Genomic DNA, 14515 nt, shown 5'->3' with positions numbered 1-14515 from the left:
ATGGGAATACATCGATCAGGGGCCCAGCCCCGCATGTCCAGCGTAGAGCGCCCGGGTCCCCCGGGAGACGCGGTTCGAATCCGCCCATCCGAGTGGTAGCTCAAGGACGTTCCCATCCCCCTCGTCGCCACGGCCTCCCGCCGGCGTCAGCCGGTGGGGCGGCGGGGCGCGGCGAATGCCGGGAGGACTACATCAGGGACAAGAAGGTTCGACTCCTTCCCGGCTGCGGCCGGAGACGTCCTCCCCCCTCTCGTCGCCGCGCCCTCCGTCCCGGGGAGCCCACATCACTTTGAAAAACAGCGGAGGTCTGGAGGCGCCAGCCTCCCGGCGGGGCGCGGGGCGGCAGCCCCGCCGGGGGCTCAGCCGGCCCGCACCGAGGTCAGGAAGGCATGGACCTCGCCGTCGAGGCGCTGGGCCTCGCTGGCGAGTTGGCGGGCGGCGGCGAGCACCTCGCCGGCGGCGCCCTGGGCGGCGTGGTTGGTGGTGCGCAGCCCGTCGAGATGGTCGCCCACCGCCCTTGTGCCCTCGACCGCGTCGCGGGCGTTGCGGGCGATCTCGCCGGTGGCGCTCTGCTGGCGTTCGACCGCCCCGGCGATCGCCGCCGCCACCTCGTTGATGGTGGTGATGGTGGTGCCGATCTGGTCGATCGCGCTGATGGCGTCGCGGGTGGCGTCCTGGACGGTGGCGATCTGGGCGCCGATCTCCTCGGTGGCGCGCGCGGTCTGGTTGGCGAGGTGCTTGACCTCGTTGGCGACCACCGCGAAGCCCTTGCCGGCCTCGCCGGCCCGCGCCGCCTCGATCGTCGCGTTCAAGGCCAGCAGGTTGGTCTGGTTGGCGATGTCGGTGATCAGGGCGCTGACCTCGCCGATCTTGCCGACGGCGGCGGCGAGGCCCTGGACCAGGGCGTCGGTGCGCTTCTGCGACTGCACCGCCTCGGCCGAGATCTGGTTGGAATGGCGCACCTGCCGGCTGATCTCGGCGATCGATTCGCTCAACTGGTCGGCGGCCGAGACCATCACCGTGGCGTTGTCGCTGGCCTGCCCGGCCGAGGCCGACACCCGGTCGGCGGCGGTGGCGACGTCGGACACCGTGCGCGACATCAGCTCGGCCGCCTGCTGCATCTGGCTGGCGGTCGAGCCGATCACCTGGGCCACCTGCTGGACGCTGCCCTCGAACTGGTCGGCCATCTTGAGCGCGCCCTGGCGCCGTTCGGCGGCGGCGGCGCGGCGCTGTTCCTCCTGGTCGCGGCGCAGGTGGTCGGCCTCGCGCGCTTCGTCGCGCAGCACCTGGATCGACTGGGCCAGCACCCCGATCTCGTCGCCGCGCCCGGTCCGCACCGCCCCGGCGGCGTCGGCCTCGTAATCGCCCCCGGCGAGGCGGCGGGTGACCTCGGACAGCCGCACCAGCGGGGTCGAGATGTGGCGGCCGAGCAGCAGCACCCAGCCGAGCGAGATCAGGGTCAGCAGCAGGGCGGCGACGATCTGCTGGCCGGCCGAGGTCCAGAACCGCCGGTCGAGATCGTCGAGATAAAGCCCGGTGCCGACGGTCCAGCCCCACGGCTCCAGCCGCACCGCCACCGTCATCTTTTCGCTCGGCTCGGTCTGGCCCGGCTTGGGGAACAGATAGCGCACCACGCCCCCGCCGTGGCGGGCGCCGGCGATCAGGTCGCGGATGAAGGCGACCCCGCGCGCGTCGGTGCGGTCGAGCAGCGAGCGCCCCTCCAGCTGTGGCGAGCCGGGATTGAGCAGCATGGTGCCGTCGTCGGTCAGGACGAAGATGTAATTGTTGGCCTCGCCGGCCCGCACCTGGCGCAACTGGGCCAGGGCGCGGGCCTTGGCCTCGGTTTCGGCCACCTCGCCGCGTCCGGCCGCCTGGAGGTGGCTGGCGGCGGCGTCGCGGGCCAGCGCGGCGGTCTGGCCCAGCGCGCCGGCCCGTTCCTCGACCATGCCGTTCCACTGCGTGGCGAGCGCCAGCGCGGTCAGCGCGCCGAACCCCAGCACCCCGCCGACGACGGTGGAGAGGAGTTTCCAGGAAAGGGGAAGGTTGCCGATCATGTCGTTGCCGCCGCCCGTCGTGAAACAATTGTAACGAAGTCTAGGCTGCCGCGCCGGCTTCGGCAACGATCGCGGGCGGCCGGGTAAGCAAAATCCCGCAGATCCTGGTTTTTTATTATTCTCATTCCGGGGAGTCGCGCCGGCAAGGCGCTTCCGTCGGCGGGGGAAGCGCCCTACAGTCGGGCCGGACCGGCGCCGGGTGGCGCGCGGCAGGGCGGAGGCGGATGAACAACAGCAGCGACCGGGGGCGGATCGTCGCCGTGCTCGGTCCGACCAACACCGGCAAGACCCATTTCGCCCTCGAGCGGATGCTGGGCCACGCCAGCGGGATGATCGGCTTCCCGCTGCGGCTGCTGGCGCGCGAGAATTACGACCGGATCGTCCGGCTCAAGGGGGCGGGGGCGGTGGCGCTGATCACCGGCGAGGAGCGGATCCTGCCGCCGCATCCGCGCTGGCTGGTCTGCACGGTCGAGGCGATGCCGCTCGACCGCCGGGTCGCCTGCCTCGCCATCGACGAGATCCAGCTCTGCGCCGACCCCGAGCGCGGCCATGTCTTCACCGATCGGCTGCTCCATGCCCGGGGCGAGCAGGAGACTCTGTTCCTCGGCGCCGACACCATCCGCCCGCTGCTGCGCCGGCTGGTGCCCGAGGCCGAGATCGTCACCCGGCCGCGCCTGTCGAAGCTGGTCCATGCCGGCCCGCGCAAGCTCGACCGGCTGCCGCCGCGCTCGGTGGTGGTGGCGTTCTCCGCCGCCGAGGTCTACGGGCTGGCCGAGAGCGTGCGGCGCGCCCGGGGCGGGGCGGCGGTGGTGCTGGGGGCGCTCAGCCCGCGCACCCGCAACGCCCAGGTCGCGCTGTATCAGGCCGGCGAGGTCGATCACATCGTCGCCACCGACGCGATCGGGATGGGCCTCAACATGGATGTCGATCACGTCGCCTTCGCCGCCCTGCGCAAGTTCGACGGGCGCGGCCCGCGCCCGCTGGCCCCGGCCGAGATCGCCCAGATCGCCGGCCGCGCCGGCCGCCACCTCAATGACGGCAGCTTCGGCACCACCGCCGACGCCCCTCCGCTCGATCCCGAGCTGATCGAGGCGGTCGAGAACCACCGTTTCGACCCGCTGCGCAGCCTGATGTGGCGCAATCGCGACCTGCGCTTCACCTCGCCGCGCGCGCTGCTGGCCAGCCTCGACCGGCCGCCCGACCGCGCCGGCCTGACCCGCGCCCGCGATGCCGACGACCAGCGCGCCCTGGCGGCGCTGGCGGCCGATCCGGGGGTCGAGGCGCTGGCCGGCGGTCAGGCCCGGGTCCGGCTGCTGTGGGAGGTGTGCCAGATCCCCGATTTCCGCAAGACGATGGATGAATCCCACGTCCGCCTGCTGAAATGGGTGTTCGTCGCCTTGGCGGGGCCGCGCGGCCGGCTGCCGGAGGACGGGCTCGCCGCCGCGATCGAGCGGCTCGACCGCACCGAGGGCGAGATCGACACCCTGGTCGCCCGCATCGCCGCGATCCGTACCTGGACCTTCATTTCCCATCGCGCCGACTGGGTCGAGGATCCCGGCCACTGGCAGGGCGTCACCCGGGCGATCGAGGACCGGCTGTCCGACGCGCTGCACCAGCGCCTGACCAACCGCTTCATCGACCGCCGCACCGCCGTGCTGCTGCGCCGGCTGCGCCAGCCCGAGGCGATGCGGGCCGAGCTGGACGCGGGCGGGGCGGTGACGGTCGAGGGCCATCTGATCGGCCGGCTCGACGGGCTGAGCTTCGCCCCGGCCCCGGCCGAAAACGGCGGCGCCGCCCGGGTGGTCGCCGCCGCCGCCGGCCGCGCCCTGCAAGGCGAGATCGCCGCCCGGGTCGAGCGCCTGCTCGCCGCCGAACCCGCCGCCTTCACCCTCGACCCTTGCGGGATGCTCTGGGACGGCGCGGTGGTCGCCACCCTGCGCCCCGGCACCGATCCGCTGAAGCCGCTGGCCGAGCCGGTATCGTCCGACCTGCTGGCCCCGGCGGCGCGCGACCGGCTGCGCCGCCATCTCACCGCCGCCGCCCGCGCCCGGATCGCCGAGGCCTTCGCCCCGCTGCTGCGCGCCACCGAGGCCGGCCTGACCGGGCCGGCGCGCGGGCTGGTCCACCATCTGGTCGAGGGCTGGGGCTCGGCCGCGCGCGGCCCGGCCCGCGCCACCCTGGCCCTGTTGACCCCCGCCGACCGGCAGGCGCTGGCCAGGCTCGGCATCCGCCTCGGCCAGCACGCCCTGTTCCTGCCGGCGCTGCTGAAACCGCCGGTCCAGGCGGTGCGCGCCCTGTTGTGGAGCCTCGCCGCCGACCGTCCGCCGCCGCCGCTGCCCGGTGCCCGCACCGCGCTGGAACTCGGCCCCGACGACCCGGCCGATTTCTATCCGGCGGTCGGCTATCCGCTGCGCGGCGGGGTGGCGGTGCGGGCCGACATCCTCGAACGGGTGGCCCAGACCGCCCGCGCCGCCGCGCGCGGCGGGCCGTTCGTGCCCGGTCCCGAGCTGTGCGGCCTGCTCGGCCTCGGTCCAGACCCGGTGCGCCGCCTGCTGGCCGGGATCGGGTATCAGCCCGTCGCCACCCCGCCCGGGGCGATGCGGTCCCGCGACCCGCGCGGGCTGCCGCCCGCGAACCCGCCCGGGGCGGAGCCCCGGACCCCCCTGGTATCGAAAAAATGAGGGGTTTGGGGAGCTTTGCTCCCCAAGCGGGGTGGCGGGGCGGCAGCCCTGCCCAACGGCTTGGTGTGTCGCGCGAGACTTCCGGGCCGGGGGTCGGTAGTGTCGGCTGACGGGGGCCGGCGCGGCCGCCCTGGCCTGGAGTGACCATGATTTCGTCCCGACCCTTCGCCTTCAACGCGGCGATGCCGTTCATCATGCTGACGGTGCTGATCGACATGGTGACGATCGGGGTGATCGTTCCGGTGCTGCCGGCGCTGGTCGGCGGCTTCACCGTCTCGCCGGCCGAGCAGGCGTTCTGGTTCGGGGTGGTGATGGTCGCCTTCGGCTTCGCCAACCTGATCGGCACCCCGGTGCTGGGGGCGCTGTCGGATTCGTTCGGGCGGCGGCCGGTGCTGCTGCTGGGGTTCTGCGGGCTCGGCCTCAACCTGTTCGCCACCGGTCTCGCCAGCGCGCTGTGGATGCTGATCGCGGTGCGGCTGGTCGGCGGGGCGTTGCAGGCCAACGCGGCGGTCGCCAACGCCTATGTCGCCGACATCACCCCGCCCGAGCAGCGCGCCCGCCGCTTCGGCCTGCTCGGGGCGATGTTCGGGGTCGGCTTCATCGTCGGGCCGATGCTGGGCGGCAGCCTGGGGGCGATCGATCTGCGCCTGCCGTTCTTCGTCGGCGGCGGGCTGGCGATGGTCAATCTGCTCTATGGCTGGCTGGTGCTGCCGGAATCGCTGCCGCCCGAACGGCGCCGGCCGTTCCGCTGGCGCGCGGTCGATCCGCTGGCCTCGTTCTCGGCCCTGCTCCGGCTGCGCGGGGTCGGCGGGCTGGCCTTGGTGCTGGCCCTCAACGCGCTCGGCCAGTTCCTCCAGTTCACCAGTTGGGTGCTGTTCACCAGCTTCAAGTTCGGCTGGGGGCCGGAACAGAACGGCTGGTCGCTGGCGGCGGTCGGCGGGATGGCGGTGCTGGTGCAGGGGCTGCTGCTCGGCCGCCTGCTGCGCTGGTTCACCCCGCGCAGCCTGGCCCTGGCCGGGCTGGCCTCGTGCAGCCTCGCCTGTATCGGCTTCGGCGCCGTCCCCGAGGGCTGGATGATCTATGCGGTGATCCTGCTCAACCTGCTCGGCTATACCGTCAGCGCCACCCTCAACAGCCTGATCTCCGCCGCCGCCGACGCCCGCACCCAGGGGCAGGCGCTGGGCGCGGTCAGCGCCCTCAACAGTCTGGCCGGGGTGGTCGCCCCGCTGGTCGGCGCGCCGCTGCTGGCGGCGGTGTCGCATCTGCCGCCCGGCGACTGGCGGATCGGCCTGCCGTTCTATGCCTGCGCCCTGTTGCAGGGGGCGGCGCTGCTGGCCTACCTGCCCTATTATTTCCGCCGGCGCTGAGGTTCAGTCGATCGCGATGACGACGTGGGCGGCCTGGACCAGCGCCCACACCGGATCGCCCGGGGCGAGGGCCAGTTCCTCGGCGGCGGCGCGGGTGACCAGCGCCGACAGGGTCTTGCCCTCGCCGAGATCGATCGTCACCGCGCTGCCGACCGGGCCGTCGTCGCGGCGGGCGACCCGGCCGGGGAGGGCATTGGCGGCGCTGCTGGCCGGCCGCGCCGGGCCGGGCGCCAGCACCACCACACTGGCGGCGATCAGCGCGGTGACCTCCTGCCCCGGCGTCAAGGCGAGGTCGGCGGCACTGTCGGCGGTGACCAGGGCGGTGAGGGTGACGGTCTGGTTGAGCCGCAGCGTCACCGCCTGATTGACCCCGTCCGGCCGCAACGCTTCGATCCGGCCACGGATGGCGTTGCCGGCGGTGGTGCGCAGGCCGATCCGGCTCAGCAGCAGCGGCGGGTCGAGCCCGGGGCTGCCGGCGGACAGCAGGTCGGCCACCCGCTCCAGCCGGTCCTCCAGCAGGCGGAAGGCGCGGATCAGCGCCTCGCCCTCGGCGGTCAGGCTGGCGCCGCCGCCATGGCGGCCGCCGCTCTGGGCGGCGAACACCGGACGCGGCAGCAGGTTGTTGACGGCGTTGAGCGCTTCCCACGCCCCCTTGTAGCTGAGCCCGACCGCCTCGGCGGCGGCGGCGATGCTGCCCAGCCGCGACAGTTCCTCCAGCAGGCGGATGCGGTCGCGCCCCACCGCGCCGCGCCCCGACCGGCGCAGCGCCAGCGTCGCCTCGATCCGTTCCCCGTCCCCATCCATCCCGCTGTCGCCGTCCTTCGTCGCCGTCCGCCGCGCGGACTATATGCGAACTATATAACGGAGGCGCAGAGGAAGGATAGCGACGGATCAGGAGGCGGGCTGCTGCCCGCGCCCGCTTGGGGCGATGCCCCAAACCCCCTTCTTTTTTGAAAACAAAGGAGGTCCGGGGCATCGCCCCGGTTGGGTTTGGGCGAAAGCCCAATGGGATGGAGGCGCTCAGTGATGGGGGAACAGCCGGTCGCCGTGGCGGTCGAGGAAGGCCAGCGCCGAATCGTAGCCGATCGTGAACAGCCGCTTGCCGTTGGAATAGGACCAGTCGAGCACCTCGGGCAGGTCGTCTTCCGGCACGTCGAACGGCAGCACCAGCAGGTCGCTCTTGGCGCCCTCGGACCGGCGCCAGCCATTGTTGTGCTTGAGGGCGAACAGTTCGAGGTTGCTTTCGGCCACCTTGACCAGCGGGATGATCATCGACTGCACCCACGAATCGTAAAGATTGCGCGGGCGCCGCACCAGCGGGCTGCTGCCCAGCACGTCGAGCACGACGATGGTCTCGAGGCCGGTATGCTTCTCGACCAGATCCCGGAAATTGAGCGCGTCGTGCGAGGCCGCCTCGTAATAATGATCCTCCCCCATCTGGTAGGGGCCGTAGATGAAGGGAAAGGCGAAGGCGGCGCGGAAATGATCGGGGGTGATCTCCTCCTTCGAGAAGTCCTCCATGATTTCCTGATCGATGTTGTAGGCGTTGAGATAGAAATAGGGCTCGATGTCGCGGATGCGGTCGAAATCGACCAGCTTTTCCGCCCACGGCACCCGGGCGCACAGGCCGAGCGAGTTGGGGGTGACCGCGCTCGGGGTCAGCGTCGCCGTCATCAACTGGGTCCAGTCGCGCCAGAAGCGCGGCAGCGCCTGATCGAAGCCGAAGCCGCCCGACTGGCCCAGCAGCGCGCCGCCGAACAGGGTGCGCGACCAGTCGGCCCACGGTCCCGGCTTGTGGAACACCTTGTAATCGACCGGAAACTGGCGGTAGATCCGGTCATCGACATAGGCCTCGATCCAGTTGCGCAGCGCCTCGGACGGGGCGGCGTCGCGCGGGGCCAGCCACAGCAGCGACACCAGACCGCCGGCGCCCGAGCTGGTCACCACGTCGAAGCGGACCCGCTGGTCCTCGAACGCCGCCAGCGCGCCGGCCATCAGGGCCGAATTGGGGGCGCCGCCGCCCAGCACCAGCGCGGTGCGGCTGGCGGATTCGGACATCGCGGCGTTGCGGGCGCTCTTGGCGGCCTGTTTCTGGTGCAGGCGCTGCGCCTTGGGATGGAGATGTTGCATGGTCGGGCTCGTTTGCAGGGGGGAATGCCAGACCAGCCTATCGCCCTAAACGAGAGGACTTAAACAAATCATCAGCCATAAAGGACAAGATATATCCGCGAATATACGTAGACATTAGAAAATGACCGAGTCCTACCCTAAAGGGGAAGGTCGGGCGAAAAACATCGCAAATTTTAGGCGTCTTTTGCCGTCGTCGCGCGGCGGGCGTCAGCGCAGGCTGACGCCGTCCCCGTCCCCGTCGGCATCGAGCCGGCGGCCGGCGAGCGGCAGCGCGGCGGCTTCGCTCAGTTCGAACCGCTCGAGCCGGCCGGCCGCGTCGAAGCCGGCGTCGGCGATGTCGCCGCGCTCGGTCCCGGCCTCGCGCAGCGGAGCGTCGAACAACCGGGTCAGGCGGAACTGGCCGGGGGCCAGCACCGGCGGGGCGGCGGCGCGCAGGGCGCGGGCGGAATCGACGTCGAGCCCGAGCACGATCGCCCGCCGGCCCAGCCAGGGCCTTACCGCCTCCCAGGCGATCAGGCGCTGGTCTTCCGCCCGCGCCGAGCCGGCGGGCAGGGCGGCGATCACCCCGGTGATGGCGCCGTCGGCCGACAGCACCAGATCGGCCACGCTGGCGATCCGGTCGCCGGCCGGGAGGTGGAGCGGCCGGCCGAGCAGGTCGCGGCCGTGCCACAGCGCCGGCGGCACCGCCTCGGGGGCGGTCGGGGCCTCGGCCACCGCCGGGGGGGTGGCGAGGGCGGTCCCGGCGGCGGCCGGCGTCACCAGGGATTCGATCCGTTCGACGGTGAGGCCGTCCTCGTCGGGCTGACCGTGATCGGCCAGGAAGGCCCGCGCCGCCGCCCGGGTCCGGGGCCCCCATCGCCCGTCGATCGGGCCGACCGTGTAGCCGAGTTCGCCGAGGCGCTGCTGAAGCGCGCGGACCGGATCGGCCGGCGCCGGGCGGGCGGGGGTGCGGTCGAAATCGGCATCGATCTGGCGGTATTCCTCGGGCAGGCGCGACGCCGCCCCGGCCGGCCCGGCCAGCATGGCTCCGATCACCACCAGACCCGTCATCGCCACCGCCCGCATTGTCGCCGTCCCCTTGCGCTTTTTCGTCAAAAACGACCTCCAGCCTGTCACAGCGCCCCGCTTTTGCAAAGGGCGGGGTCAGTCCGTTTCCTCGGTCACCGCATGCTGGCGGCACCACATCGCGGCATAGGTGCCGCCGGCGGCGAGCAGGGTGTCGTGGCGGCCGCGCTCGACGATCCGGCCCTCCTCCAGCACCAGGATCTCGTCGGCCTCGACCACGGTGGACAGGCGGTGGGCGATCACCAGGGTGGTGCGGTGGCGCGACAGCTCGCGCAGGCTGTCCTGGATCTCGCGCTCGGTCTGGCTGTCGAGCGCGCTGGTGGCCTCGTCGAACAGCAGGATCGCCGGCTGCTTGAGGATGGCGCGGGCGATCGCCACCCGCTGGCGCTCGCCGCCCGACAGCTTGAGGCCGCGCTCGCCCACCCGGGTGGCGTAGCCGTCGGGCAGGGCCAGGGCGAAATGGTGGATCCGCGCCAGCCGCGCCGCCCGCTCGATCTGCTCCTGGCTGGCGTCGGGGCGGCCATAGGCGATGTTGGCGGCCAGGGTGTCGTTGAACAGCACCGCGTCCTGCGGGACGATGCCGATCGCCGCGCGCAGCGAGGCCTGGGTGACCGCGCGCAGATCCTGGCCGTCGATGCGGATCGATCCGGCCTCGACATCGTAGAAGCGGAACAGCAGGCGCGACAGGGTGCTCTTGCCGGCGCCCGAGGGGCCGACGATCGCCACGGTGCGCCCGGCCGGCACGGTGAAATCGATCCCGCCCAGGATCTCGCGCTCGGGCTGGTAGCCGAACCGCACCCCCTCGAAGCGGATCTCGCCGCCGGCGAGGCGCAGCGGGCGGGCGTCGGCGGCGTCGGCCACCTCCGGCCGTTCCGCCAGCAGCCGGTACATCGCCTCGAGGTCGGTCAGCGACTGGCGGATCTCGCGATAGACCGCGCCGAGGAAATTGAGCGGCAGATAGAGCTGGACCAGATAGGAATTGACCAGCACGAAATCGCCGACGCTCATCGTCCCGGCGGCGACGTCGCGGGCGGCGCAGATCATCACCAGGGTCAGGCCGGCGGCGATGATCGCCCCCTGGCCGATGTTGAGCAGCGACAGCGACACCTTGGAGCGGGTGGCGGCCTGCTCGTACTGGCGCAGCGAGCGTTCGTAACGCTCGGCCTCGTGGGCCTCGGCGCCGAACGCCTTGACCGTCTCGAAATTGATCAGGGATTCGACCGCCCGCGCCGCCGCGTCGGTCTCGGTGCGGTTCATTTCGCGGCGGAAGCGGGTGCGCCAGTCGGTCACCACCAGGGTGAAGGCGATGTAGAGGGCGATGGTGCCGCCGGTGATCACCGCATAGACCCCGCCATACAGCCCCCACAGCACCGACACCACCAGCGCGATCTCAAGCAGGGTCGGCAGGATGCTGAACAGCAGGAAGCGCAGCAGGAACTCGATCGCCCGGGTGCCGCGGTCGATCGCCTGGGTCACCTCGCCGGTGCGGCGGTCGAGATGGAAGCGCAGGCCGAGGCGGTGGAGATGGCGGAACACCGCGAGCCCGGTGACCCGCACCGCCCGCTGGGCCACCGCGATGAAGGCGATGTCGCGCAGCTCGGCGAAGGCGCCGGCCATCGTCCGGGCCACGCCATAGGCCAGCAGCAGCCCGACCGGGGCCACCACCGCCAGCGGCGCGGCGGGGTGGGCGAGGGCATCGACCGCCTGCTTGTAGAGCACCGGCACCCCGACGGTGACCGCCTTGGCCAGGGCCAGCAGCAGCATCGCCACCACCACCCGGCCGCGCAGGCCGGGTTCGCCCGCCGGCCACAGCAGCGGCAGCAGGGCGCGCAGGGTGCGCCAGTCGGTATCGGCCGGGGCCGCCGCGCCGCCCGCCGCATCGTAGGACCGTCTTCTTCGCATCGCTGCATCATGGCGGTCCGGCGCCCCCGCCGCAACCGTCGCCATGGCGCCGGCCGGGCCGGATGTCACCGTTCCGTCGTCTTCCCCCGGTTGCGCCGCGCCGCGGCAATCCCCATCTGTCAGGCCGAACCCTGTTGCGAGCCCCCCCGCCGATGCGACACCCCACCCTTGGCGACCAGGCCGGTTGCGTCGACTGGAAAAAGGTCGCGTTGCAGGTCTATACGCCGGATGAGCCGTTCTTCTTCCTGGTGCGCCAGACCTTCCGCCGTCTCGGCACCGCCACCATCGGCCGGCTCGGGGCCGAGGCGGCGGGCGGCGGCGATCTCGCCCTGATCGATCTCGCCGCCGACCCCGAAGGCGGTCTGGCGGCGATCGCCCGGCTGCGCGCCGCCGCCGCCGCCCGGCCATTGCTGGTCGCCGCCCCCTCCAGCCTCGCCGGCCCGCTGGCCGAGGCCCACCGGCTGGGGATCGACGGGGTGGTGCCGAAGCCGGTGTCCGGCCACGAACTGACCCTGCGGGTGGCCGAGGTGCTGACCAAGCCGCGGGCTCCCGCCGCGCCGATGCCGCTGCCGCTGCGTCCGGCGCCGGTTCCCCCCCCGTCTCCCGCCGCCGCGCCCGCGCAGCCGGTCCCGTCTCCCGCCGCCGCGCCCGTCGCGCCGGCCCCGGCCGCTCCGCCGCGCCCCCCCGTCCGCTTGGGTGGCGAGGATCTGGCGCCGCCCCCCGCCGCCCCGATTTCCCCGCCGGCCGCCCGCCTGAGCGGCGACGATCTGGCCCCGCTGCCGGTGCGGCCGACCCTGCGGTCGGGGCCGCTCGAAACCGCGCCGCCGCCGGTCGAGCCGGCGCGGCCGTCATGGCAGGACGCGCTCGACCCGGCCGCCGCGCCGGTCACGTCGGGACGCGGCGGGCTCGATCTCGCCCCGCTGCTGGCCGAGCATCGCCGCTGGCTCGACAGCGCCGGCACCGAGGGATGCCGGCTGACCCTGCCCGACGCCGATCTGGCCGGGGCCGGCCTGGCCGGCGCGGTGCTGCCCAAGGCGACGCTGCGCGGGGTTGACCTGTCCGACGCCGACCTGACCGCGGCCCGCCTCGACGGGGCCGATCTGCGTCAGGCGGTGCTGTCGGCCGCCGACCTGCGCGGGGCCGATCTCGGCGTCGCGGCGCTGCGCCACGCCAAGCTCGACCTGTGCCGCCTTGACGGCGCCAGCCTGCGCGGGGCCGACCTGTCCGGGGCGGTGCTGCGCGGCGCCCAACTGGCCGGGGCCGATTGCGCCGGCGCGATCCTGACCGGGGCCGATCTCGGCGGCACCGACCTGTCGGCGGTGGAGAACCTGACCCAGAAGCAGGTCGAGCGCAGCCGCTGCGACCTCGACACCAAACTGCCGCCCGGCCTCAACCGCCCGCCGGGAGCGGAAGGCGCCGTCTAATTCCCGGTCCCCGTCCCACCTCAGGAGCGCCATGCCCGCCTTGCCTTCCTCGGTTTCCCCCAGCCTCGGCCGTGGCCTGCGGGCGGCGGCGGTGGCGCTGCTGTCCTATCCGGTGGCGTTCGGCTTCACCAGCCTGATCCACCCCGAGTCCGCCCAGTTCGGGGCGATGTGGGCGGCGGTGTCGGGATTGGCGGTGTCGCAGGATGACCCGATCTCGGGCCGTGACGGCGCGATCCTGCGCCTGGGCGGCACCCTGATCGGCGCGGCGATCGCCGCCGCCACCCTCAGCCTGTTTCCGTTCTCGGCGGTGGGGCTGGGGCTCGCCGTCGGGCTGGCGATGGCGCTGGGCAGCCTGTTCCGCCTCAGCGACGGCGGCCGGCTCGCCGCGATCACCGTCACGGTGATCATGATCCTCAGCGTGATCAATCCCGGCCTGTCACCGCTGGGCAACGCCCTGCTGCGGACGCTGGAGGCCGGAGTCGGCGCCGGCATCGCCCTGGCGGTGGCCTGGGTCTGGGTGCTGCTGACCCGCCGCTGAGCGCCTTTCGGGTGGAGGGCCCCCGGCCCTCCGCGGGATCGCCAAGGGGCGCGCCCCTTGGCCGGCTTGCCGGTCAGGCGGCGACGCGCTCCGGACGGCGCCGATGCAGCAGGATGTAAACCACCCCCCCGGCCATGATGGTGCCCCCGGCCACGGCGACGGTGGCGGCGGGTCCGATCTGCCCGGCGAGCAGCCCGCCCGCCAGGGTGCCGAACGGGGCCATGCCGACGAACATCATCGAATAGAGCGCCATGGTCCGGCCGCGATAGGCGTCGGGCACCTTGAGCTGGATCAGGGTGTTGGTCGAGGAGGTCTGGATCATGAAGGCGAAGCCGGCGACCAACTGGATCGCCGCCGACAGCCACAGCCAGGGCGACAGGCTGAAGCCGATCAGGCACAGGCCGAACAGCAGGGCGCCGCGCGCCGGCCAGGGATCGAGCCCGGCCGGACTGGTGCGGGCGGCGAGGCGCAGCGCGGCGAGGAAGGCGCCGAGGCCCGAGGCGCTCATCAGCAGGCCGAGGCTGGCCGCGCCGCCGCCGAGGATGCGGTCGGCGTAGATCGGCAGCAGCACCGCCAGGAACATCGCCATCAGGCTGGACAGGCCGAGCATCCCCATCAGGTCGCGGATCGCCCCCTGGCCCAGCACGAAACGGATCCCCTCGCCGATCGAGGCGAACACCCCGAGCCGGGCCTCGGCGCGCGGCGGCCGGGGGGCGAGCCGCATCGCCAGCAGCCCGGCCAGCACCGCGACGAAGCTGGCGGCGTTGAAGGCGAAGCACCAACCCTCGCCCCCGGCGGCGACCAGCAGGCCGGCGACCGCCGGGCCGAACAGGCGGGCGCCGTTGAACAGCGAGGAATTGAGGGCGATGGCGTTGGCGAGATCCGCGCGCTCGACCATCTCGACCACGAACGACTGGCGGGTGGGGATGTCGAAGGCGTTGGTGATCCCGAGCAGGGCGGCGATGGTGAACAAGGCGGGCAGGGTGATCTCGTCGCTCAGCGTCAGCGCCGCCAGCAGCACCGCCAGCGCCATCGACACCGACTGGGTCAGCAGCAGGATGCGGCGGCGGTCGAAGCGGTCGGCCACCACCCCCCCCAGGGTCGAGAGCAGGAACACCGGCCCCTGGGCGACGAAGCCGATCAGCCCGAGCATCTCGGACGAGCCGGTCATCCGGTAGACCAGCCAGGACTGGGCCACCGACTGCATCCAGGTGCCGATCAGCGAGATCAGTTGTCCGGTGAAGAACAGGCGGTAATTGCGGTGGTGCAGCGCGCGCAGCAGAGAGGGCATCGGCTCCGGGATCCGGTCGGTCTGGCTGAGAGGTGGGATCGAACCCCCGCCGCCGGAAGCCGG

General features: G+C 72.9%; 10 protein-coding genes. 4 read left to right on the top strand and 6 right to left on the bottom strand.

The features are described 5' to 3' along the window. Positions 1 to 359 precede the first annotated feature (359 nt). Complete coding sequence (locus tag ACFSNB_RS04015) at positions 360 to 2054, bottom strand: methyl-accepting chemotaxis protein (RefSeq protein ID WP_377314725.1); 1695 nt, start codon at positions 2052 to 2054, stop codon at positions 360 to 362. Positions 2055 to 2278: 224 nt separating this feature from the next. Here ACFSNB_RS04015 and ACFSNB_RS04010 point away from each other — a divergent pair, with 224 nt between their 5' ends. Then, the gene (locus ACFSNB_RS04010; protein ID WP_377314723.1) at positions 2279 to 4735 is read left to right on the top strand and encodes a helicase-related protein; all 2457 of its coding nucleotides are present in this window, start codon (positions 2279 to 2281) and stop codon (positions 4733 to 4735) included. A gap of 146 nt (positions 4736 to 4881) precedes the next feature. Continuing rightward, the gene (locus ACFSNB_RS04005; RefSeq protein WP_377314721.1) at positions 4882 to 6102 is read left to right on the top strand and encodes an MFS transporter; all 1221 of its coding nucleotides are present in this window, start codon (positions 4882 to 4884) and stop codon (positions 6100 to 6102) included. Positions 6103 to 6105: 3 nt separating this feature from the next. Here the strand turns inward: ACFSNB_RS04005 and ACFSNB_RS04000 are convergent, their stop codons facing one another. The 4 genes from ACFSNB_RS04000 to ACFSNB_RS03985 form a co-directional block, all read right to left on the bottom strand. Then, a complete protein-coding gene (locus ACFSNB_RS04000) occupies positions 6106 to 6906 on the bottom strand; it encodes a TOBE domain-containing protein (protein WP_377314719.1) in 801 nt (266 codons plus the stop codon). 216 nt (positions 6907 to 7122) lie between these two features. Beyond that, positions 7123 to 8232: a patatin-like phospholipase family protein gene (locus ACFSNB_RS03995; protein ID WP_377314718.1), complete on the bottom strand. Its 1110-nt coding sequence runs from the start codon at positions 8230 to 8232 to the stop codon at positions 7123 to 7125. A 207-nt stretch (positions 8233 to 8439) separates the two neighbouring features. After that, the gene (locus ACFSNB_RS03990) at positions 8440 to 9327 is read right to left on the bottom strand and encodes a peptidoglycan-binding domain-containing protein (RefSeq protein ID WP_377314716.1); all 888 of its coding nucleotides are present in this window, start codon (positions 9325 to 9327) and stop codon (positions 8440 to 8442) included. A gap of 48 nt (positions 9328 to 9375) precedes the next feature. Further along, positions 9376 to 11199, bottom strand: coding sequence for an ABCB family ABC transporter ATP-binding protein/permease (locus ACFSNB_RS03985; protein ID WP_377314714.1), 1824 nt, complete (start codon positions 11197 to 11199; stop codon positions 9376 to 9378). Positions 11200 to 11351: 152 nt separating this feature from the next. Here ACFSNB_RS03985 and ACFSNB_RS03980 point away from each other — a divergent pair, with 152 nt between their 5' ends. After that, positions 11352 to 12623, top strand: a complete 1272-nt coding sequence (locus ACFSNB_RS03980) for a pentapeptide repeat-containing protein (RefSeq protein WP_377314712.1) — start codon at positions 11352 to 11354, stop codon at positions 12621 to 12623. Between the two features lie 31 nt (positions 12624 to 12654). Next, positions 12655 to 13161, top strand: coding sequence for an FUSC family protein (locus ACFSNB_RS03975; protein WP_377314711.1), 507 nt, complete (start codon positions 12655 to 12657; stop codon positions 13159 to 13161). Positions 13162 to 13234: 73 nt separating this feature from the next. On the opposite strand, the gene ACFSNB_RS03970 is transcribed toward ACFSNB_RS03975, so the two are convergent. Next, entirely contained in the window at positions 13235 to 14452 is a 1218-nt protein-coding gene (locus ACFSNB_RS03970; RefSeq protein WP_377314709.1) for an MFS transporter, read from the bottom strand. Positions 14453 to 14515: the final 63 nt, after the last annotated feature.

The sequence above is a fragment of the Phaeospirillum tilakii genome (assembly GCF_042683125.1).
GTDB classification, from domain to species: domain Bacteria; phylum Pseudomonadota; class Alphaproteobacteria; order Rhodospirillales; family Magnetospirillaceae; genus Phaeospirillum; species Phaeospirillum tilakii.
The sequence above is the reverse complement of the archived record's forward strand: the minus strand, read 5'-3'. Positions and strand labels throughout refer to the sequence as shown.

What these genes read in the sequence shown, in the direction of transcription:
- ACFSNB_RS04005 (WP_377314721.1), top strand. Translation starts at nt 4,882, where the DNA reads ATGATTTCGTCCCGACCCTTCGCCTTCAACGCGGCGATGCCGTTCATC.
- ACFSNB_RS03970 (WP_377314709.1), bottom strand. Translation starts at nt 14,452, where the DNA reads ATGCCCTCTCTGCTGCGCGCGCTGCACCACCGCAATTACCGCCTGTTC.
- ACFSNB_RS03980 (WP_377314712.1), top strand. Translation starts at nt 11,352, where the DNA reads ATGCGACACCCCACCCTTGGCGACCAGGCCGGTTGCGTCGACTGGAAA.
- ACFSNB_RS03975 (WP_377314711.1), top strand. Translation starts at nt 12,655, where the DNA reads ATGCCCGCCTTGCCTTCCTCGGTTTCCCCCAGCCTCGGCCGTGGCCTG.
- ACFSNB_RS03995 (WP_377314718.1), bottom strand. Translation starts at nt 8,232, where the DNA reads ATGCAACATCTCCATCCCAAGGCGCAGCGCCTGCACCAGAAACAGGCC.
- ACFSNB_RS04000 (WP_377314719.1), bottom strand. Translation starts at nt 6,906, where the DNA reads ATGGATGGGGACGGGGAACGGATCGAGGCGACGCTGGCGCTGCGCCGG.
- ACFSNB_RS03985 (WP_377314714.1), bottom strand. Translation starts at nt 11,199, where the DNA reads ATGCGAAGAAGACGGTCCTACGATGCGGCGGGCGGCGCGGCGGCCCCG.
- ACFSNB_RS04015 (WP_377314725.1), bottom strand. Translation starts at nt 2,054, where the DNA reads ATGATCGGCAACCTTCCCCTTTCCTGGAAACTCCTCTCCACCGTCGTC.
- ACFSNB_RS04010 (WP_377314723.1), top strand. Translation starts at nt 2,279, where the DNA reads ATGAACAACAGCAGCGACCGGGGGCGGATCGTCGCCGTGCTCGGTCCG.